Annotated in this window: 18 protein-coding genes; 16 read left to right on the top strand and 2 right to left on the bottom strand. The window is 68.4% G+C overall.

From position 1 onward, the window contains the following. Positions 1-95 precede the first annotated feature (95 nt). Entirely contained in the window at positions 96-1268 is a 1173-nt protein-coding gene (locus tag OG203_RS43335) for an acyl-CoA dehydrogenase family protein (RefSeq protein ID WP_405163000.1), read from the top strand. Between the two features lie 24 nt (positions 1269-1292). Continuing rightward, a complete protein-coding gene (locus OG203_RS43340; protein ID WP_405163001.1) occupies positions 1293-2678 on the top strand; it encodes an FAD-dependent oxidoreductase in 1386 nt (461 codons plus the stop codon). Between the two features lie 80 nt (positions 2679-2758). On the opposite strand, the gene OG203_RS43345 is transcribed toward OG203_RS43340, so the two are convergent. Further along, positions 2759-3406 (bottom strand): RNA polymerase sigma factor, encoded by a 648-nt coding sequence (locus tag OG203_RS43345; protein WP_405163002.1) that lies wholly within the window; start codon positions 3404-3406, stop codon positions 2759-2761. Between the two features lie 457 nt (positions 3407-3863). On the opposite strand from OG203_RS43345, the gene OG203_RS43350 reads away from it, so the two are divergent. The 14 genes from OG203_RS43350 to OG203_RS43415 all read left to right on the top strand — a co-directional run bounded on the left by OG203_RS43350 (position 3864) and on the right by OG203_RS43415 (position 17649). Further along, positions 3864-4730 carry a helix-turn-helix domain-containing protein gene (locus OG203_RS43350; RefSeq protein ID WP_405163003.1) on the top strand — a complete coding sequence of 289 codons (867 nt, stop codon included), beginning with the start codon at positions 3864-3866 and terminating at the stop codon, positions 4728-4730. A 5-nt stretch (positions 4731-4735) separates the two neighbouring features. Then, a complete protein-coding gene (locus tag OG203_RS43355) occupies positions 4736-5395 on the top strand; it encodes a class I SAM-dependent methyltransferase (RefSeq protein WP_405168184.1) in 660 nt (219 codons plus the stop codon). Further along, the gene (locus tag OG203_RS43360) at positions 5392-7179 is read left to right on the top strand and encodes an aldehyde dehydrogenase family protein (protein ID WP_405163004.1); all 1788 of its coding nucleotides are present in this window, start codon (positions 5392-5394) and stop codon (positions 7177-7179) included. The genes OG203_RS43355 and OG203_RS43360 overlap by 4 nt, the downstream gene beginning before the upstream one ends. Before the next feature lie 168 nt (positions 7180-7347). Continuing rightward, a complete protein-coding gene (locus tag OG203_RS43365) occupies positions 7348-7578 on the top strand; it encodes an acyl carrier protein (RefSeq protein WP_405163005.1) in 231 nt (76 codons plus the stop codon). Continuing rightward, entirely contained in the window at positions 7575-9095 is a 1521-nt protein-coding gene (locus OG203_RS43370) for an AMP-binding protein (protein ID WP_405163006.1), read from the top strand. Before OG203_RS43365 ends, OG203_RS43370 begins: the two co-directional genes overlap by 4 nt. Continuing rightward, positions 9092-10225, top strand: a complete 1134-nt coding sequence (locus OG203_RS43375) for a beta-ketoacyl synthase N-terminal-like domain-containing protein (protein ID WP_405163007.1) — start codon at positions 9092-9094, stop codon at positions 10223-10225. Before OG203_RS43370 ends, OG203_RS43375 begins: the two co-directional genes overlap by 4 nt. Beyond that, positions 10222-11202: a beta-ketoacyl synthase N-terminal-like domain-containing protein gene (locus OG203_RS43380; RefSeq protein ID WP_405163008.1), complete on the top strand. Its 981-nt coding sequence runs from the start codon at positions 10222-10224 to the stop codon at positions 11200-11202. The genes OG203_RS43375 and OG203_RS43380 overlap by 4 nt, the downstream gene beginning before the upstream one ends. Further along, the gene (locus OG203_RS43385; RefSeq protein WP_405163009.1) at positions 11186-12385 is read left to right on the top strand and encodes a beta-ketoacyl-[acyl-carrier-protein] synthase family protein; all 1200 of its coding nucleotides are present in this window, start codon (positions 11186-11188) and stop codon (positions 12383-12385) included. Before OG203_RS43380 ends, OG203_RS43385 begins: the two co-directional genes overlap by 17 nt. Beyond that, entirely contained in the window at positions 12382-13347 is a 966-nt protein-coding gene (locus OG203_RS43390; RefSeq protein ID WP_405163010.1) for a beta-ketoacyl synthase N-terminal-like domain-containing protein, read from the top strand. Before OG203_RS43385 ends, OG203_RS43390 begins: the two co-directional genes overlap by 4 nt. Before the next feature lie 41 nt (positions 13348-13388). Continuing rightward, the gene (locus OG203_RS43395; RefSeq protein ID WP_405163011.1) at positions 13389-13655 is read left to right on the top strand and encodes an acyl carrier protein; all 267 of its coding nucleotides are present in this window, start codon (positions 13389-13391) and stop codon (positions 13653-13655) included. After that, the gene (gene fabG, locus OG203_RS43400) at positions 13652-14407 is read left to right on the top strand and encodes a 3-oxoacyl-ACP reductase FabG (RefSeq protein WP_405163012.1); all 756 of its coding nucleotides are present in this window, start codon (positions 13652-13654) and stop codon (positions 14405-14407) included. The genes OG203_RS43395 and fabG overlap by 4 nt, the downstream gene beginning before the upstream one ends. A 43-nt stretch (positions 14408-14450) precedes the next feature. Beyond that, positions 14451-15506 (top strand): LLM class F420-dependent oxidoreductase, encoded by a 1056-nt coding sequence (locus OG203_RS43405; protein ID WP_405163013.1) that lies wholly within the window; start codon positions 14451-14453, stop codon positions 15504-15506. Further along, a complete protein-coding gene (locus OG203_RS43410; protein ID WP_405163014.1) occupies positions 15503-16714 on the top strand; it encodes an FAD-dependent oxidoreductase in 1212 nt (403 codons plus the stop codon). Before OG203_RS43405 ends, OG203_RS43410 begins: the two co-directional genes overlap by 4 nt. Beyond that, complete coding sequence (locus OG203_RS43415) at positions 16711-17649, top strand: ACP S-malonyltransferase (protein WP_405163015.1); 939 nt, start codon at positions 16711-16713, stop codon at positions 17647-17649. Before OG203_RS43410 ends, OG203_RS43415 begins: the two co-directional genes overlap by 4 nt. On the opposite strand, the gene OG203_RS43420 is transcribed toward OG203_RS43415, so the two are convergent. Next, positions 17601-20507 carry an AfsR/SARP family transcriptional regulator gene (locus tag OG203_RS43420; RefSeq protein ID WP_405163016.1) on the bottom strand — a complete coding sequence of 969 codons (2907 nt, stop codon included), beginning with the start codon at positions 20505-20507 and terminating at the stop codon, positions 17601-17603. The two genes, OG203_RS43415 and OG203_RS43420, sit on opposite strands and share 49 nt — an antisense overlap. Between the last annotated feature and the right edge of the window lie 21 nt (positions 20508-20528).

Raw genomic sequence — 20528 nt, forward strand, 5'->3', positions numbered from 1 at the left:
TACTGCCGCGCTGCCATGGCATCGGGCCCGTATCCGCGTAGCGCCCTCGGTGATCGTGACGACGAGAGAAGTCCCGTAAGTGAGGTGCGAGGTCGATGGAAACCCAACAGTTGAGGCCGGAAGAGGCGAAAGCCGTTCGGCAGTATGTGAAAGATGAGCTCAGCGGCGATCATGCGGTGCTTGACGCGTTGACCGACAAGCCGGTGGAGCTGTACGAGCGGTTTCGGGCGACCGGGCTGGCCAACTGGTGGCTGGCACCGGAGGTGGGTGGGCGCGGTATCGGCCTCGAGGACAGCGTCGGCATTGTCGACGATCTCGCCTACGGCGACGCGGGTGTCGCCTTCACGCTGTTCATTTCGATCCTCGGCACCAGCATGGTGCAGCTGTACGGCTCGCCGGAACTGCGGCGCGACTACCTGGCGCCGATGGCGGCCAACGGCACGTTCTGCGCGACCCTCGGCAGTGAACGCGAGGCGGGCAGCGAACTGGGCCGCATCGAGACCGTCGCTGTCCGCGACGGCGCGGATCTGGTGCTGACGGGGGAGAAGTTCTTCTCCACCAATACCGATTTCGCGGACTTCCTCGTCGTGCTCGCCCGCTCCGCCGAGGACCCGGAGGATTTCCTTGCCGTGCTGGTGCCCGCCGGCACCGCGGGGGTGGAGGTGATCAAGCGCTGGGATGTCATCGGCGTACGTTCCTCACACACGTACCAGGTGCGGCTGTCCGGTGTTCGCGTACCGGCCACCAACCGGCTGGCCGGATCGGGGTTGCGGCTGCTGGAGATCGGCCTGAACGCGAGCCGAATCCTGATCGCCGCCACCGCGATCGGCATCTCGCGCCGCATCCGCGACCACCTGATGACCTATGCCAAGCACAAGCCGTTGCGCGGCGCCACCCTGCTGGACAGTCCGGTGTTCGCGCAGACGCTCGGGCAGATGGAGATGCAGATCGAGGTGATGCGCAGCCACTGCCTGCGGGCGGCCCGCGAATACGACCGGATCATGACCGGGCCGGATCCCGCGACGGTGTTCGGCAAGCACGGCACGTTGAAGAACGCGCTCACCGCGAAGCTGTTCTGCGGTCAGGCGGGCTGGGATATCGCCAGCGTCGGCTCGCAGCTGTTCGGCGGCCTCGGCTACACCAACGAGCTGCCGATCGCGAAGCTGCTGCGCGATATTCGCTACGTGTCGATCGTGGAGGGCGGCGAGGAGGTCCTGCGGGATCTGGTCTTCGGCCGCTACGTCATCCCGGTACCGCGTCGCGCCTGACCACGAAATCGGAAGGACAGCTTGATGATTGACGCACGCCCGCTGCGGATCGGGATCGTCGGTGCCGGACCGGCCGGGATCTACGCCGCCGACGCGTTGATGAAATCCGGTGTGCCGGTGAGTATCGACCTGATCGAGCGCATGCCCGCGCCGTTCGGTTTGATCCGGTACGGAGTAGCGCCGGACCACCCGAGGATCAAAGGCATTGTCACCGCGCTGCACAAGGTGCTCGACAAGCCACAGGTCCGGCTGCTCGGCAATATCGACTACGGCACCGACATCGATGCGACCACGTTGCGGCGTTTCTATGACGCGGTGATCTTCTCGACCGGCGCCGATGCCGATCGCGCGCTGCCCATTCCCGGCATCGGGCTGGCCGGGTCCTACGGCGCGGCCGATTTCGTGTCCTGGTACGACGGCCACCCGGATGTGCCGCGTGCCTGGCCGTTGACCGCGGCGAAGGTGGCCGTGCTCGGTGTCGGCAATGTCGCGCTGGATGTGGCGCGGGTGCTCGCCAAGACCGGCGAGGAGCTGTTGCCCACCGAGATCCCGCCCAACGTCTACGCCGGTCTGCAGGCCAATCGGGCCATGGAAGTGCACGTGTTCGGCCGTCGCGGACCAGCCCAGGCCAAATTCACCCCGCTGGAACTGCGCGAACTCGACCACTCGCCGACCATCGAGGTGATCGTCGATCCGGCGGACATCGACTACGACGCGGGTTCGCAGGACGCGCGGCGCGGCTCCAAACAGATCGACATGGTGTGTAACACGTTGGAACAGTGGGCCATTCGTGATGTCGGCGCGCGCCCGCGCAAACTGTTCCTGCATTTCTTCGAATCGCCGACCGAAATCCTCGGCGCGGACGGCAGGGTGGTCGGCCTGCGCACCGAACGCACCGAACTGGACGGGACGGGGAACGTCAAAGGCACTGGTGTGTCGAAGGATTGGGACATGCAGGCGGTCTACCGGGCGGTAGGCTATCTCTCGCAACACATTCCGCAGCTGCCGTTCGATCCGGTCGCTGGCACGGTGCCGAACGAGGCGGGCCGGGTGCTCATCGATGCCGCCGCCACGGACCCGGCCGGCCGATACCTGCCCGCCACGTATGTGACCGGGTGGATCAAACGGGGCCCGGTCGGTCTCATCGGCCACACCAAGGGCGATGCCAACGAAACCGTTGCCTGTCTGCTCGACGACGCGCCCGGTTTCGCGCGCGCCGTCGCGCCGGATCCCGACGCCGTCACGCAGTGGTTGACCGGCCAGGGGATTCCCTTCACGACCTGGGCTGGTTGGTATCGCCTCGACGCCTATGAGCGCGCACTCGGCGAACCTCAGCAGCGGGAACGGGTCAAGGTCGTCGAACGCCACGAAATGCTGGCCGCGAGCCGCTCCGCTGGTTTGTCGCGGTAGGTACCGAAGACGAACCGGTCCGGCCGGAGCGCTGGTCCGAACTCCGGAAGAACCGGCTGTTCAGCACACCGGGAGCCTGCTCAGGCGACCCAGATCAGGGCCGATTCGGGCAGCAATCCGCGCAGCCGGGCCAGCGCACGCCCGCGCAGCGGTCCGATGGAACCGCGCGGCATGCCGAGCTGCCCACTGACCGAGTCGTAGTTGGGTGCGCTGTCGGAGACCAGCAGTCCGAGCAGTCGCTGATCCCGGTCGGGCAGACGGCGGAACGCGTCGCGCACCTCCGCGCCGGCGACCCGGCGGAACACCTGGTGCACCGTGGCCTCGGCCTCATGGTCGGGGGTCTCCAGTGTGCTGCTGTCGCCGATCGGGATGTCACGCGCATTGCGTTTGATCTGCTTCAGGCACTCCCTGCGCGTTGTCGTCGCCAGCCAGGCCGTCAGCCGCTCCGGCGACTGCAGATCACCGAGGTGGGTGACCACGTTGGCCCAGGTCGACTGGTAGACGTCCTCGCGGTCGTAATTGGCCATGCGGAAGGTGCGGGTGATCGACCAGACGAGCGGGGAATACTCGTCGATCAGCGCTCGCCACGCCGCCTGACTGCCCTGGACGCACGCCGCGACGAGATTCTGTCTGCGCAGCACTTCTGCCGGATCCATGTGTGGTGAATCGGGTTTCGGCGAATTGGCGGGCCGGGAATTAGGGGTTACCTGAATTTCGGTGATGCTCATGTGTCAGCCTTTTCGATAGCCATATGAGTTAGAGCGTTGCGAGCTCGATATATGGCGTCAACGAATTGCCGGTCGATCGGTGGAACTGAGCAATGGTTCACGGGCGGGCGCAACAGATGCCGACGGATACAGCAACGAATGCCGATTAATGCTCAGCGTTTCCCTGGTATCAGGCGCATTGGTTTTGTTCACTGCGGCATGAAATTAATATGCAAACACACTGCGGACGGCCCCGGTCGCGGCCGCTGCTGGTCGGTCGCGCCGACGCTGCTGTCCGATCCGTACCGCCGTTGACCAGCACTGCGGCGTTCGGCATATGTTGCTGCAACACATTTGCAGCGGCCGTACAACGAGCAGGGGTTGTACTCGGTAGGTGAACGAGAGCGGTACTCAGCTTCGAAGCATCAGGATCGGGCCCATCGCCGCCCCAGGCCCGCGCGCTGGTAGTCCCACAACAGTGCTGATCAGCGACCATCCGCAGGAAAGTGCCAGGGTCGCCCGGGTGCTGACCTGGCTGCGCAGCGCAACGCACGACGTTGGTATCGGTCATGAGGAGCGCTACGTCGCGCCCGGCGGTGCCATCGTGCGGCCGACACCGTCGGCGGCGTCGCTGCGCACCGCGGTCGGCGTGGCACAGTCGGTCGTGCTCGTGGCCGAGGTGCGCAACAGCACCTGCTCGAACGCCATCAACAACGCGCTCGACGGGCTCGGCCGCGGCTCGCTGGCCCGTAAGCCGGTCGGGATCGTGGTGATCGACGAGTCCCGCGGCACCCGCGCGCTCGATCATCTGCGCTTGGTGATGGCCGGGCTCGACGCGGTGGTCATCCCGTACTCACCCGCGTTCACCGATGCGGACCTGCACGACGGACTGCCGCCGGAACCGGTGCGGCGATTCACCGACGAACTGCGCTGGTTCGGCGAGCGGCTCGATACGGCCGGCGCCGAGCCGCCGCCGGTCGAGGAGGATCGCGGCCATGCCTCGGTAGGTATCGAGGAATCGCTGAAGTACATCCGCGACAATTACACCTGTTGCACATTGTCGCTGGACGACGCTGCCCGCGCGGCACATATGAGCCGGTTTCATTTCTCCCGAACCTTCAAAAAGCATACCGGTACCCGCTACATCGATTATGTGACCGGACTGCGTATCGCGAAAGCGCAGGGTTTGTTGCGCGACACCGTACTCCCGATTCAGGAGATCGGCGCGTTGGTCGGCTATCGCGACAGCAGTCATTTTCTGCGCGCCTTCAAAGGCTTCTGCGCGAGCACGCCGTCGGCGTTCCGTAGTGCATGGCGCCAGGGCGCGCTGTCGAATGGCGCGTGAGCTCGATGCGGGCGCTCACCTATGACGCCATCTATGCCGGGCGCACGCCGATCGGTGCGCGGGCACCCTGGGATATCGGACGCGTCCAGCCGAAGTTCGTCGACCTGATGGCGGCCGGCCGGATCACCGGCGATGTCCTCGACGCCGGGTGCGGCACTGGGGAATTGGCGTCGGCGCTGGCTCGGCATGGCCATCCGGTCACCGGTGTCGACATCTCGGCCGTCGCGATCGAGCAGGCGCGTGCCAAGGCCGCGGCGGCCCGGGTGCCTGCCGAGTTCGTGGTCGGCGACGCGCTGAGGTTGCCGGACTATCGGGATCGGTTCGACACCGTGGTCGACTGCGGCCTGTTCGATGTCTGCCCGCCCGCGGCGCAGGCCGGTTATGCCGCCGCCCTGCATCGGGCCTGTCGGGCCGGGGCGACGGTGTTCATGCTCGAACTCGGCGCGGCCGCGATCCGCGCGGTGCTTGCCGGGTTCGCCGAGATCGGCCTGCCCGCCCGGGCATTCGAGCACCTGCCGCACCTGATGCCCGCCGATCTTGCCGCCGCCTTCGCGATCGGATGGCAGAGGTTGGCGCTGACCGAGTCGACGATGGTCGTCCGGCTGCCCGGCGTCGCCGAGGAGACCGCCGTCCCGGCGATCTACGCCGAATTCCGCAGGTCATGACGGCATCGGCGGTCGGCGCGGAGCTAGCCTCGGCCCTGGCGTACGCCCGCGAGGTGGGCGTATCCGCCTTGCGGGACACCGGTTTTCATGATCGGGCGGCAATGCTCAAGGAGCTGGCCCGAGTCGTCCGGCGACGTGGCGCCGAGTTCGCCGAGCTGGCACTGGAGCTGGGGGTGCGCCCGGACGAGACCGAGCTGGAGGTCAAGGCCGCGACTGGTCTGTTGCGCCGCTATGCCGATCTCGGGCTGCGCGCGCTGCCCGCCGGTAACCGGATAACGCTCGGCGAAGCCGATTTCCTGGACCGAACCGGGTCGACGGCGGCCAGGCGAATGGCTGTGCCAGGCACCGGCGCGGCGGTGCACCTGCTCGATGCGGAACTACCCATCCTGTCCGCCCTGGACCGGTTCGCGTCCGCGTTCCTGGCCGGGCGGCCGTGTTTGATCCGGTCGGCGCCGCTGCTCGCCCCGCTGCTTGCCTCGGTGACCCAGTGTGTGCGCACCGCCGAGCTGCCCGAGGGCGTGCTGCAATTCAGCTGCGGCACAGACGATCTCGAATCGTTGCTGACGCCGCGTGAGCTGTTGGTGCCCGGCGGCGCACGCTCCGGCGGCGTCGCGGTGCTCGGTACCGGGGCCGAACCGGGTACCGCCGCCGTCGAGCTGTTCGCCGACCACGTTGTCGACTCGATGACACGGTGGACCGGTCGACCCGCACATGCGGTGCGGCAGATCTTCGTCCCAGCCGTCTTGGTGCCGCGGGTACGTGCGGAACTCGCGGACCGGCTGGCCGCAGTCGTCGCCGGGGATCCGCGCGACCCGGACGCGCGCATGGGTCCGCTCCCGAGCGCGGCACACCTGACTCGGGTGGTGGCCCAACTCGCCGAGCTGACCATCGACGCGAGGGTCAGGTATGCGGCCCTCGCGCCGAGCGGCGGCAACTACCTGCTCCCGGTGCTGGTCGAAGCTGATCCGGCGCGGGCAGCACCACCAGAACTCGGCATCCGCGGTCCGGTGGCCGTGCTACTCGGTTACGGTTCGGCGGCGGAGCTGGCCGCCGCGCTCGGCCGCGGTGCGCGCCGCACCCACTGCGCGATCGTCGCACCCGATCCGGCGGCGGCCCGCGAACTGGCGGCGGCCGCCGCGCCCTTCGCCGAGGTCGTTTCGTTCCCGGCCGCGGTGATCGCGTCGCTCGACCGCAGCGAGGCCGAGTGCCTCGATCGAGTGCACGCGCAGTTGTGCGTCACCACAATCCGCGCCGCACCGTCGACGCTGGCCGGGGCGACCGGCACGTGGCTGCGTGGTGCGGCCCGCACGCGACCGGTCCGGCATCCGCTGCGCATGTGGGCCGACGAGCTGCGCCCCGGCGATGCCGTGACCGCCGGGCCACGCACGGTTACCAGAGCCGATATCGCGGAATTCGCCGAATTGACCGGAGATCACTATTATCTGCACACCGACGAGGACGCCGCGCGTAAGAATCCGATGTTTCGCGGGATAGTCGCGCACGGCTATTTGGTGTTGTCAGTGGCGGCTGGTCTTGTCACCACGACCGAGCGGGGGCCGGTCCTCGCGAATTACGGTTTGGAGAATTTGCGTTTCCTCGGACCGGTCCGGCCCGGCGACGAGTTGACCGTGCGGCTGACCGCCGCGCAGATCACGCCGCGGCCGAATACCACGCACAGTGAGGTGCGCTGGGATGCGGAAGTGTGCAACCAGGAGCAGGTGCCGGTCGCCCGCTACGACGTGCTGACGCTGATGGCGCGCGCGCCCGATTTGCCCGGATTGTGACCGGTGTACATCTGTTGCTCCATCGCGCGGCATTTATTGCGCTCAAAGGGGGAACGTCGCGCAATTCGATCGGCCCTCTGGCAAGTTGTCGACGGGGGAAGTGTGGAATTTTCAACCCTAGCCGTACTCGGCAGGCGGAAGGAGACCATGAATATGGTCAGGGGAAACGTGGCTGTGCTCGATCGGGCTCGGGATATACTGATGGTTGTTCTTGATATAGACGATACCGAAATCGGCTCACACAGTTCATTCCAGGCAGACCTGGAAATGGATTCACTGCAGAAAATCGAATTCATCGCCCGGATAGAGCGCTCGTTCGGGCAGACGTTGGACATGCACGATGTGGCGGGTACGGATTCGCTCGCCGCCCTGGTCTCCCTCTTACGGGATGACCTATGAGCGTCGTGTCGAACCCGATCGAATTATTGCTGTCGCGCCATGTGCGCGCCGGACGCGGGGATCGCATCGCCTGCGCCGACACCGAGCACGGCACGCTGACCTACGCCGAACTGGAGCAGGCCGCCGCCCGGTGCGCGGGCGCGCTGCTCGCGGCCGGTGTCGAGCCAGGCAGCCGGGTGCTGGTCGTCTCCGACGATTCGGTCGCCATGATGGTCACCATCTTCGGCCTGTGGTGGCACGGCTGTGTCCCCGTTCCGGTGAATCCGGTCTTGCGCGACAACGAGATTGCCGATATCGCGGCCAACAGCGGGGTCGCGGCGGTCCGGTTGAACGTCGCCGAGCAGCGCGCGCGCACGCTCGTACCGCTGCTCGGCGTGCCCGAAACTCCCGAGGTCGTCCTCGGTCCGGCGCCGGGGCCGGTGTCCGCGCGCCCTGCGGATTTCGCTCCCGACGCGGAACTGCTCGTGCAGTACACCTCCGGCAGTACCGGCCACCCCCGTGGGGTACGGCACGCGCTGACCGGTATCCGCGCGGTGCTCGACGGATTCGGCAGCGTGCTGCGGCTCACCCCCGACGATGTCGTGTTGTCGACGGCGAAGCTCTCGTTCGGGTACGGCTTCGGCAATTCGCTGCTGTTCCCGCTGGCCGCGGGTGCCTGCGCGGTGCTGCTGTCCGGCCCGCCGGATCCGTACGCGGTGGCCGCGGCGGTGGCGCGGCATCGGCCGACGGTGCTGTGCGCGGTGCCACGGGCCTACGCGGGCCTGGTCGAACTGGCCGCTGCGGGCAAGCCCGTCGACCTGACCTCGGTTCGGCTCGCGGTGTCGGCGGGGGAACATCATCCGATCGATCTGGCGCGCCGAGTGATCGAGACCTTCGGCGTCCCGCTGATCAACGGGCTCGGGGCCACCGAGATCCTGCACATCGTGGTCGCCACCGATCCGGCGGCCGCGCCGAACGGCTCGCTCGGCCGGTCGGTGCCAGGCATGCGGATCACCATCCGCGACGAGTCGGGTGCGGTGCTGCCCGACGGTAGGCAGGGTCGGCTGCATGTGGCGGGCGGTTCGGTGGCGCTCGGCTACCTGGACCGACGGGCGGTGCCGCCGACCTTCGCCGACGGTGGTGTCTACACCGGCGATGTCGGCTATCGCGATACCGCCGGTGATCTGCACTACCTGTGCCGAGCCGACGATCTGCTCAGCATGGGCGGATTCAAGGTGGCGCCGCAGGAGGTCGAGGCGGTCATCCGCGCGGTGCCGGGTGTCGCGGACTGCGCCGTGGTCGCTCGCCGTGACAACGACGGTCTCGAACAGGCGATCGCACACATCGTCGCCGCGCCGGAGTGTGAACCCGAGGCGGTCCGCAAGGCGATCGTGGCGCGGCTCAAGCTCAGCCTTGCCCCGTACAAACGCCCGTCCCGGATCGAGATGCATGACGTTCTCGCGACGACATCGGTCGGCAAGCTGGCCCGCTTCCTGCTGCGCAGTGACCCGTCGATGAATCGGCGGGAATCGGTGTGAGCTGGGATATCGCCGCCATGACCGCCGTGACGAGCCTTGGTTCGACACCGTCGCAGATATACCGCGCCCTGTGTGCGGGCCGCACCGGCGTCGCGCCACTGCGTGCCTTCGACGGCACCAACTACCGGATGCGCAACGCCTACGAGATCGACGACCGCGCCGAACCCGGCCGTGACGAGCCGTTTCGAGCGACCCGATGGCTGGTCCGCGCGGTCGATAGCGCGCTCGACGCGGCCGGTCTGCGCGAACGGGCCGCCGATATCCCGGTGCTGGTCGGCACCACGCTGCGCGAGTCGCGTTCCGGCGAGCTGTGGTGGCGTGACGGCATCCCGCTGGCCCCGGCCGATCTGCATTTCGCGCGGGCGCTGCGGGAGCGGCTCGGCGTGCGTCGCACCGAAACCGTCGCAAGCGCGTGCGCCGCGGGGTTGTACGCGCTCGGAATGGCCACCGATCTGATCGAGTCCGGAACCACCGACACGGTCGTCGTTGCCGCGACCGACGCCATCACCGAAAGCGCGTTCGGCGGCTTCGACCGGGTCCAATACCCGGCACCGCGGGAAATCCAGCCGTTCGCCGCGGACCGGCGGGGCATGGTGATGGGGGAGGGCGCGGTGGCACTGGTGGTGCGTAAACAGGGTGGGCACCGGGGACCGGTGCACGGTGTGCTGCGCGGTATCGAAATGAACTGCGACGCTTCGCATCACACGGTGCCGGATCCGGTGTCGCTGGCCAGGGCCATCCGGCAGGCGCACCGGCGCAGTGGGGTAGCGGCGGCGGAGGTGGACTTCGTGATCGCGCACGGAAGCGGCACCATCCACAACGACCTTGCCGAGACCCAAGCCTTGCGCGAGGTGTTCGCCGGGGTGACACCAGGACCATGGATCACCTCGATCAAGGCAGGCGTCGGGCACATCTGCGGCGGTTCCGGCTTGCTGAGCCTGGTGACGGCGGTGCTCGCGTTGCGCGACGGCGTTGTGCCGCCGATCCACGGGCTGACCAGGCCCATGCCCGAGGCGACCGGGCTGCGCCTGGTCGGCGAGGTGCCTGCCACCGGGGCGCTGCGCACCGCGCAGATCAATGCCATCGGGCTCGGCGGTATCAACGCCGTCGCGGTCGTGGCGGCGGCATGACCATCGGCGCGGTGATCACCGGAATGGGTTGGGCTGTCACGGGACTCGCGGGTGTCGCCGACCTGCTCGCGCCGGGCTCGGCGACCGGTCCCGCGTTCGAGCCGGAGCGCGATATCACCGGCCGCGGGTTGCGGCATAAGGACAGGGCCTCGCGGCTTGCGCTCGGTGCGGCCGAGCGAGCGTTGCGCGCCGCCGGCCTGCTCGGCGCCGATCTCGATACCGCGGCGATCATCGTGAGCAGCAACTTCGGCAATCTGGACACGGTATGCGACTTCGTGGACACGATCGGTTCGGGCACCGCCGCCGACATCAGCCCGATCAGGGTGCCGCACATGTCGAGCAACGTCACCGCCTGCTGGGTGGCCATCGCGCACGGACTGCGCGGCCCCAACCTCACGCTCTGCAGCGGAACGCCGAGCGGGCTGGACGCGGTAGCGTGGGCGCGCACGCTGACCGTGGCAGGACGGGCGGACGTTGCCCTGGTCATCGGGGTCGAACCCGATACCGCGCCGGTGGCCAAGCTGCACCGGGAGACCGGTGCCGACCGATGGCTCGACGGCGCGGTGGCGCTTGTCGTGGAATCCACCGATCATGCCAGGGCGCGGGGCGCCGTCGCGCACGCCGCGATTCGCGGCTACGGCCGCACCCTCGATCCGGAATCGGCCGTGCGGGCCGCGTTGTCCGGGCCCGGCACCGAATCCCGCGGCAGGGTCGGCCTGCGACTCGGCGCTGGATCCGGCCTCGGGTACCCGAGGACGCTTGATCTGACCGCACGACTCGGCCGTTGTTCCGGGGCGCTAGGGGTGTTGCAGTGCGCGGTCGGGGCGGAGTTTCTCGCCGGACAACCGGCCGGTGATGTCGGTGTCCTTGCCGTCGCTGGCGGCCCCGACGCCGAGGGTGAGGACGGCGCGACGGCCGCGGTGCTGCTGGAAAAGCCCTGTGGTGGAAAGGAATCCGACCGTGAACCGCAGTGCTGAAGCGAACCGGGTCGTGCTGACCGGACTCGGTGCGCGCTGCTGCCTCGGCACCGGGCAGACCGCCTACTGGCAGGGGCTGTTCGCGGGTGGCGCGGCGCCGTCCGAGGTGCCGTTGCCGCACATGAACATGCGCGCCACCCGGATGTATCTGACCCCGCAGGCTGCCATGCCGGTCGAACCCGACCGGCTGGGCGCGGTGCCGCTCGGTCGCGGGCCGCGGCTTGCCGTCGCCGCGGCTAGGGAAGCGGTGGCCGACTCCGGAATCACCGCCGCGCAATGCCGGGAACTCCCGGTGGTACTCGGCGTCGAGATGGGCAATGCCGATGCGCACGAGGTATGCCGAGGTCCGGATGGAACCGGCGGATCGGCGTGGAGCCCGCTGACCATCACCGCCGCCGCCGTCGGTGCCGCGATCGGTTCGCGCGCCGACAATGTCAGCGTCGGCAACGCGTGCTCGGCCAGTGGCTACGCGCTCACCATCGCGCTGGACATGATTCGCGCCGGCGAGGCCGAACGGGTCCTGGTCGGCGGCGGCGAGGGGGTCACCAGGGTCGGTATGGGCGGCTTCGACCGCATGGGCGCGGCAGATCCGCTGCGCTGCAGGCCTTTCGACGCACAACGGGCAGGCACCATGTTCGGCGACGGCGCGGCCATGGTGGTGCTGGAGTCGACCGAGGCCGCGCGCCGCCGCGGCGCGCGGCCATACGCCGAATTGGCCGGGGCGGCATGGAGTTGCGACGCCTACCACCCGACCGCGCCCGATCCGGCGGGGCAGCAGGTGATCCGAGCGATGACCGAGGCGTTGACGGCGGCCGGGCTCGCCGCCGACGAGATCGCCTGTGTTATCCCGCACGGCACCGGCACCCGGCTGAACGACGTGGTGGAGAGCCAGGCGCTGCGCCGGGTGTTCGGTGAGCGCACCGATCGGCTACCGCTGCTGTCGTTGAAGGCGATGATCGGCCACACGGCGGGAGCGGCCGGTGCGTTCGGCTGCCTCACCGCGGCGCTGCTGTTGCGGCACAACACGATGCCCGCGAACGTGCCCGTCGACCAGGACCCCGACTGCGATGTCTGGCTGCCGAGCACCGGCCCTGTGCCGTTGGTTGGCGACGCGGTGCTGGTCAACACCGCAGCCTTCGGTGGAAACAACACCTCGTTGGTGCTCCGCGGGGTGGCGCCATGATGACCACCGCCACCCTCGCCGTTACCGCGCTCGGCATCGTTGCGCCCGGCGTGACCGGACCGGCCACCGCGCTACATCCGATGCCAGGCGCAACGGCGGACTGGTTCGATCCGGCCACCGCGCTGCCGGGGCGTGGCTACAAGAAGGTGCCCGCGGCCGGTCAGTACCTGCTCGCCGCGGCGCGGGCCGCCCTCGCCGCCGACAGCGGGGCGGTGGCGGCCGCGGGCCCGGAACGCACCGGCGTTGTGATCGGCACCAACAACGCGGGCGCCGAGCTGCTGGAGGCCATGGACCGCACCATCATCGACACCACCGCGGCCGAGCTTTCGCCGGCGCGCGCGCCTTTCATGGCGATGAGCATGTTCGCCGGTCGGCTGTCGGCCGAACACCGGCTCAGGGGGTTCACCCTGACCACGAACTCGCCGGCCACCGCGGGGCTCGACGCCCTCGCGATCGCGGCGCGCGCGCTCGGTGCCGGCCGGGCATCGGTGCTGTTGGTCGGTGCCACCGAGGCGCCTGCGCCACGGCAGCGTGTCGCCGGGCAGGCCGATCGCGGTGCGGCGGTGCTGATTTGCGAATCCGCCGCGGCAGCCGCGGCTCGGGGCGCACCCGTGTACGGCTACTGCGCTGCCCGCTCGGCCTTCCTCGAGCCGGTCGCGCCCGACGTCGCCCCGGTGCTCGAACGGCTGGTCGGCGGCGCGTTGGCGACCGAGGCGGCGGTGGACGCGGTGCTCGACGACTCCAGGGTCGGCACCGCGGTCGCGCGGTGGCTGTCCGCCCACGTGCCGGCCGGACTACTGACCAACACCCACGTCGTCCCCGACGCGGGCTGCCTCACCCCGATCCGACTGCTCGTCGGCCGCCTCGCCGAAGCATCCGTGCCGCCGCGGCGATTGATCGTCACCGCCGCCGGCCACGGAAACCTCGCCGTTGCCACCCTCACCGGCCCGCCTGGTCGTTGAAAACCCTTGTCGTGCAAACATATTCGAAAGGACATCCGCCCATGTCGAACAACGAGACCAGCGTGCTCGACCGGGAAGAGCTGCGCGCCTTGATCGCCGATGAGCTCGAACTGCCGGTCGAAACGCTCACCGACACAGCCGGTTTCGCCGCCGATCTCGGTGTCGACTCGCTGTCGGCGATGGAAGTGATCGTGCTGGTGCAGAAGACGTACCGGGTGAAGATCGGCGAGGAGGAACTGCCCGAGGTGCTCAGCCTCGGCGCCCTCTATGACCTCGTCGCGGACAAGTTATCCGCGGTGCCGCGATGACCGGCGTGCGCACCGATGTGCGGCCGGTGGCCGTGGTCAGCGGCGGCTCGCGTGGCATCGGCCGAGCCGTCGTAGAGCGCCTCGCCGCCGATGGTTTCGATATCGCCTTCTGCTACCGAAATCGGCCGGATGCCGCCATGGCGGTGGTCGCGGCCGCTGAGCGGGCGGGAGCACGGGTGCTCGCGCACAAGGCCGATATCGCGGAGCCGGGCGAGGCGCGTGCGCTGCTCGCGGCCGCCGAGGACGAGCTCGGTGCGGTGGCCGCGGTCGTCGCCTGCGCTGGCATCGTGCGCGACGGGCAGCTGGCCAGGATGACCGACGCGGACTGGACGGACGTAGTGCACACGAATCTGGGTGGCACGTACCAGCTGTGCCGGGCCGCGGCCATGCCGCTGATGCGCCACGGCGACGCCGCGATCGTCACCATGTCCTCGGTCGCGGGCGTGTACGGCAATGCGACACAAGCCAACTACGCCGCGTCCAAGGCAGGCATCATCGGCTTGACCCTGTCGCTTGCCAGGGAACTCGGCCGATTCGGCGTCCGCGCGAACGCGGTCGCGCCCGGCCTGATCCGTACCGATATGACCGCGGCGGTGGCCGAGACCGCCCGAGGCAAGCTGCTGGAACGTATCACCCTCCGGCGGGCGGGCGAGCCGATGGAGGTCGCGGAGTTGGTGTCGTTCCTGGTGTCGGCGAAGGCTCGCTACATCACCGGACAGGTGATCGGTATCGACGGCGGGCTGGTGCCCTGATGGTCGTCGCCGACCGCTGCTGCGCACCGGAAGCGGTGACCTAGTGCGCCTCGGACTGAATCTGCGCTATCTCGGCGTGCGCGGCCGCCCTGGCCACGAACGCCTGGCCGTGCTGGCCCGATCAGCCGAACAGCTCGGCTACGCGGTGCTCTGGACCGCCGAGCAGACCGGTTCGGACGCGGCGACCCTGCTGGCCTGGCTGGCCGCGCAAACCAGCACGATCGAGCTCGGCACCGCGGCCATGCAGATGCCGGGCCGCACCCCGGCGATGACCGCGATGACCGCGGCCACCTTGGACGCGGTGTCGGACGGGCGCTTTCGGCTCGGGCTGGGATTGTCGGGGCCACAGGTCGCCGAGGGCTGGCACGGGCAACCGTTCGATGACCCGCTGCCGCGCACCCGCGAATACGTCGACGTGGTCCGCGCCGCGCTGCGCTCGACCGGAAAACCACTGTCCTATCAGGGGGAATATCATCGCCTGCCGATACCGGGCGGTCCGGGCAAGCCGCTCGGGCTCGGCATGCGGCCGGTGCGCGAGCGCGTGCCGATCTATCTGGCCGCTGTTGGCCCGCGCAACCTGGAGTTGGCCGGGGAGATCGGCGACGGCGTGCTGTCTGTGCTCTTCGAACCGGAAAACGCGCCAACGACTTTGGCCAGGCTGCGCGCCGGACGTGGTGGCGATCTGACCGGCTTCGACATCGCGGTGAGCCTGCCCGCGGTAGTCGGCGACGACCTTGCCGACTGCCGCGAGGCGGCGCGTGTCTACACCGCCCAGTTCCTGGGCGGCATGGGCAGTCGCACCCACAATTACTACAACCGGCTGGCCGCGCGCATGGGTTATGGCGCGGCCGCGGCCGAGGTGCAGCGGCATTACCTCGCCGGGCGGCTGCGCTCGGCGGTGGCCGCTGTCCCGGACCAACTGGTGGACCGCACCGCCCTGCTCGGCTCGGTGGCCCGGATCGCCGACCGGCTGCCCGCCTACGCCGCGGCGGGGGTGACGACGCTGTCGGTGATCCTGTTGACCCGCGAGGTCGATGCCGGGATCGCGACGCTGCGCGCGGTGGCCGAGGCGCTGGACAAAGCGGGGCTGGGCCGATGACGGAGCGCGGTACGTACGACGTGATCGTGGTCGGCGCTCGGTGTGCGGGTGCTCCGGTGGCAATGCTATTGGCGCGCAAAGGGTTTCGGGTACTGATGCTGGAGCGTGGCAGATTTCCGTCCGACACGCTCTCCACGCTGTACATCCATCAGCCCGGAGTCGCACTGCTTGACCGGTGGGGCCTGCGCGACCGGCTCGCCGCGACCGGCTGCCCCCCGATCACCAGCGCGCTGTACCAGGTCGGCGATGTCCGAGTGCGGGGCTGGGCCGAGGTGGCCGGTGGCGATGTCGCCTACGCGCCGCGGCGATTCGTGCTCGACCCGTTGTTGGCGGCCGCCGCTGTCGAGGCCGGTGTCGAGTTCCGCGACGGGTGCTCGGTGACCGGTCTACTCACCGAGCACGGACGGGTGGCCGGCGTGCGGTTCGGGCCGGACGGTGCGTCGGCCAGGGCGCGGCTGGTGATCGGCGCCGACGGCATGCGATCGACCGTCGCGGCACTCGTCGGCGCGCCGACCACGCTGGAGCGGCCGACAATGACCTGCGTCTATTACGGTTTCTGGGCCGGTGTCGCGGCCGGGTTCGAGGCATATGGGGCGTCGCGGCGCTGGGTAGGCTGTGTGCCGACCCACGGTGGGCACACCCTGATCGGCGCCTACTTTCCACAGGAGGAATTCCCGCTCATCCGCGGCAGGGCCGAGCAGGCGCTGCGGGCGGCGGTCGCGGGCACCGCACCCGAGTTGCACCGGCGGATGGCGGCGGGTCGGCTGGACAGCCGGATCTATGGCCATGGCGCGCAGCGCAATTTCTTCCGGCAGCCGACCGGGCCTGGCTGGGTACTGTTGGGTGATGCTGCGCACCACAAGGATTCGATCAGCGCCGACGGCATCACCGATGCCTTGAGTCAGGCTCAACTGCTCGTCGACAAAATCGGCGGCCTCGGACCCGACGGTCTGGCCGACCCGGACGCAGTGGACGCGGCGTTGCACAGCTACGCAGCCGCCCAGTGTGCGCTGTTGGGACCGCGCTTTCAGGTGACGATGGCCAGTGCTCGGCTCGTGCCGCATCGCCGCGTCCGCGCGCTGACCATGATCGCTGACGATCCGGTCCTTACCGAGCGGTACTTCACCGCCGTCGCCGGCGTGGACCGCTTCCTCGAAAGCGTTGTCCCCCTTGATGTATGCGCGACAACCAGAGTGGAGGCCGGATGACCGCCATCGATTTCGGGATAGTGTTCCCAGGTGAGGGAATATCGCACGAACTTCTGGAACAGGCGCTGCTGCGCTTCAGCGCGCACCCACTGATCCGACAGTTGTTCGCCATCTTCGGCGCGTTCCAGGTGGATGATCTGGACCTATTCGACCCGGCGGTGGCGCAGCCGGTGATCTACGCTCTCGGCATCGTGGCGGTGCAGTCCCGGTTCGGTCGTGGCACGCGGGCGCCGCTGGTCTTCGGCCACAGCCTCGGCGAACTCACGGCCGCTGCCTGTGCCGGGGTCATCGATGTCGACAGCGGCCTGCACCTCGCGCTGAAACGCGGGCGATTGTGTCGCAACGCGCATGTGCCGGGTGCCATGGTGTCGGTAGTGGCGCCAACGCTCGACGCGATCGAACGGCTGCGCAGGAGTACCCGGGCCGCCGTCCCCGGAGTCCTGGAGGTCGCCGCTATCAACAGCGGCTGCCAGGCCGTGCTTTCGGGTGATGCCGCGCTCGTGGCGAAGGCCATCGAGCTGGCGGGGGCGGACGGTCTGCGCGCGGAGCTGCTGCCGATCGACGGCGCGCAGCACAGCTCGCGGATGATCGCGGTGCTGCCTGCCTGGCGGCGGGCGGTGCAGGCGCAGGAGTTCCGGAGCGGGCATTCACCGTTACTGTGCGCGATCGACGCTCGCCAACATACCGATCCGAACGAGATCAGGGAGCTGTTGATCCGAGCGTTGCCGATGCCGGTGCGCTGGAGCGAAACCCTGGCGACCGCCCGCGAATTCGAGTTCGCCGGACTGCTCGACGCCGGGCCGGGACAGACGTTGGTCGACCTGACTCGCCGCGATCCGATCGTGCCGATCGAACCGATGGACAACCACCAACCCGGTCGAGGGAATCATCCGCCCGTGGTGAACGGAATCAATTCAAGCAGCGGTCTGGAATAACCTCGATCGAACTCCTCTTGGAAGACCGGCTCTGGTAGATCCGCGCCGCACCTTTCTCTGACGTAGTCGTGGATCGACTGCCATGCCCGCGATCCGCCGAACCAGGATTTGCCGAGGGCGTCCCAGCATTGGTTCGCGGCGCCTAGCGCACGGGCGGCGTCGCGCCCGTGACCGAGATCGACCAACGGCCGTGCCGCCTGTTCGAAGGCGGTGGCCAAGCCGACCATGTCGCGGAACTGGTGTTTGATGATCAGCGTTTCGAGAGCGAGCGTCAATGCCTGTTCCGGATTTCCCATCTCGTACATCGCACAGGACATGGCATACAGCCCGTAGGAGCGAATCCACTCCTCCTCGACGGCGGCGCATGCTTGCAGCGCTTGCCGCAGATACTCGACGGCGGTCTGCGGGTCGCCGCAGAGTACGTGCGCCATTGCCAGTTGAATGCCGCACAGCGTCGCCACGCTTTTGTCGCCGCCGTATTCGCGATACCGGGCATAAGCCCGGCGCAGGGTGGTTTTGGCGCCGTCGACGTCGTTGCCGATCAGCTCGCCGGACCCGCCGATGTGCATGATGTAGGTCAGGGTGCGCTCGTCGCCGAATCGGGTGGCGAGCCGCGCGGCCTCGTCCAATTTTGCGCGCGCCTCGACCGGGTCGCCCTGCAGGAAATCGATGCGGGCACTGACCCATAGCGCCGCGGCCCTGGCCGGCGACGGTTCCTTGGCCGTCGCCAGCGCGACGTTCAGCCAATGCTGACCTTCGGCGGTGTAGTCGCAGCCCGCCCAGAGCAGGTGCAGTCCGGCGGACAACCGTTGCGCGACGTCGGTTTGCTCCGGGTGCGTGGTGCAGTGATCGAAGACGGCGCGGAGGTTGGCCAGCTCCATCCGGATTCTATTCAGCCGATCCAGCTGGTTCGGGCCGAACCAGGCCCGTTGGCTGCTTTCGACCAGCTGCAGATAGTAATCGCTGTGCCGGTTCAGGATACGGATATCCTCACCGGATCTTCGCAGGTATTCCCGGCCGTATTCGCTGACGCTGTCCAGCATTCGGAAACGAACCCCGACCGGGTGGGTCTCCCTGGCGAAAATGGATTTCTCCACCAGATTCGCCATGAGCGAGGTGAAATCGGCCGAGCCGAGGGCTTCGTCATGGCAGACGTATTCGGCGGCGGTGAGGTCGAAGGTGCCACGGAACACCGAGAGTCGCGCCCACAGGACCTGCTCGGCGGGCGAGCAGAGATCGAAACTCCAGTCGATGGTGGCGCGCAGCGTGTGGTGCCGTTTCGGCGCGCTGCGATGTCCGGAGGCCAGCGCCTGGAAGCGGTCGGTGAGCCGTCGTAGCAGATCGTCTAGGGACAGTATTCGCAGTTGCACCGCGGCCAGTTCGATGGCCAGCGGAATACCCTCCAGCCGCTGGCAGATCTGCACGGCGAGCGCACGGTCGCGTGGTCCGGGCGAGGCAAGCTCACCCACCGTCGACGCCGCGCGATCCCAGAAGAGATCGACCGCGGGATTGGCTTCGAGTTCGGGCGAGCACGCGAGCGGCGGAACCGCCAATATATGCTCGCCCTGCAGGGTCAACGCGTGCCGGCTTGTCACCAGGATCCGCAGTCGCGGGAGGCTGCGCACCAGGTTGTCGACGAGTTCGGCACAGGCGTCGACCATTTTCTCGCAATTGTCGAGCAGCAGCAGGGTATCGGCGTCGGCGAGCCGACTGATCAATTGCCCGAGCAGGGTCGGCGCGGTGCGGTCGCGGATGTCGAGAACTTCGAGCAACTGGTGGATGAGCAGGTCCGGCTGGTCGAGCATGGACAGGTCGAGATACCAGATTCCGCCGGGGAACATGTTGGACACCTGGCGGGTGGATTCCATGGCCAGCCTGCTTTTCCCGGTGCCGCCGACGCCGGTGAGGGTCAACAGCCGGGTGGAGCGCAGCAGGGTGACCAAGGTCGGCAGTTCGTATTGGCGTCCGATGAAACTTGTCGGCGGGATGGGCACTATATTGCCGGTCGGTCTAGGCTGTTCGACTGTGGGCGCCGACTTCGCGAGGCGGATCGTCGGAATAGGTTCGCCAGGTCCGACGAATTGACCGTTCAGGATCGCAGTCTGCAATAGTTGCAAGTCGTGACCCGGTTCGATACCGAGTTGCTCGGTCAATATCGTGCGTGCTCGCTGATAGGCGGACAGCGCCTCGGCGCGGCGCCCGGAACTGGCCAGTGCGGTGATCAGCAGGCCCCAGAAGCGTTCCTGGAAAGGGTAGTCGAAGACGAATTGCTCTAATTCGCTCACAATGCTCTCACGCTCGCCGAGCAATATCTGTGCGCGGAATTTCGTTTCCAGCATTCCGGTGCGGAGTTCGGTGAGGCGGGCGGATTCGGCCTGGGCCCATTCGCTCGGCCGACAGTCGGCAAGCGGATCGCCGCGCCACATTTCCAAACCGGGGGTGATAGCCGCTACCGCGGCCGCCGGATTTCCGGCGGCCAGCCTTTCCCTGGCGGACCGGGCGATGTCCTCGAATATTCGAGCGTCGGAATCGATGTCCTCGGACAGCGCGAACCACATGCCGTCGGTGGCGATCAGCCCGCCGAAGCCCGCCGCCGACAGTTGCGCGCGCAGCCGGGTCAGGTGGCTGCGCAGGGTGTTGGGCGCGGTGCGCGGCGGACTGTCGTCCCACAGGGCGCGAATCATCGCCTGTCGGTTGATCGGTTCACCAGGGTGAATCCCCAACCGCGCCATCAGTGTTCGAGGCACACTGCCCTGCAGCGGCATCGGCCCGCGCGGACCGTCCACCTGGACGGCGCCGAGCAGTCTGATGCGGCACCGCCCCGTCGTTTCCTCCGCGTCATCGCTCGGTTGCCCCACCCAGTGTTCCCCTTGCCACAC

The sequence above is a fragment of the Nocardia sp. NBC_01499 genome (assembly GCF_045040275.1).
Lineage (GTDB): Bacteria > Actinomycetota > Actinomycetes > Mycobacteriales > Mycobacteriaceae > Nocardia.

Coding starts and splice junctions, on each gene's coding strand:
- OG203_RS43380 (WP_405163008.1), top strand. CDS start 10,222: ATGACCATCGGCGCGGTGATCACCGGAATGGGTTGGGCTGTCACGGGA.
- OG203_RS43410 (WP_405163014.1), top strand. CDS start 15,503: ATGACGGAGCGCGGTACGTACGACGTGATCGTGGTCGGCGCTCGGTGT.
- OG203_RS43415 (WP_405163015.1), top strand. CDS start 16,711: ATGACCGCCATCGATTTCGGGATAGTGTTCCCAGGTGAGGGAATATCG.
- OG203_RS43395 (WP_405163011.1), top strand. CDS start 13,389: ATGTCGAACAACGAGACCAGCGTGCTCGACCGGGAAGAGCTGCGCGCC.
- fabG (WP_405163012.1), top strand. CDS start 13,652: ATGACCGGCGTGCGCACCGATGTGCGGCCGGTGGCCGTGGTCAGCGGC.
- OG203_RS43345 (WP_405163002.1), bottom strand. CDS start 3,406: ATGAGCATCACCGAAATTCAGGTAACCCCTAATTCCCGGCCCGCCAAT.
- OG203_RS43370 (WP_405163006.1), top strand. CDS start 7,575: ATGAGCGTCGTGTCGAACCCGATCGAATTATTGCTGTCGCGCCATGTG.
- OG203_RS43355 (WP_405168184.1), top strand. CDS start 4,736: ATGCGGGCGCTCACCTATGACGCCATCTATGCCGGGCGCACGCCGATC.
- OG203_RS43335 (WP_405163000.1), top strand. CDS start 96: ATGGAAACCCAACAGTTGAGGCCGGAAGAGGCGAAAGCCGTTCGGCAG.
- OG203_RS43340 (WP_405163001.1), top strand. CDS start 1,293: ATGATTGACGCACGCCCGCTGCGGATCGGGATCGTCGGTGCCGGACCG.
- OG203_RS43390 (WP_405163010.1), top strand. CDS start 12,382: ATGATGACCACCGCCACCCTCGCCGTTACCGCGCTCGGCATCGTTGCG.
- OG203_RS43360 (WP_405163004.1), top strand. CDS start 5,392: ATGACGGCATCGGCGGTCGGCGCGGAGCTAGCCTCGGCCCTGGCGTAC.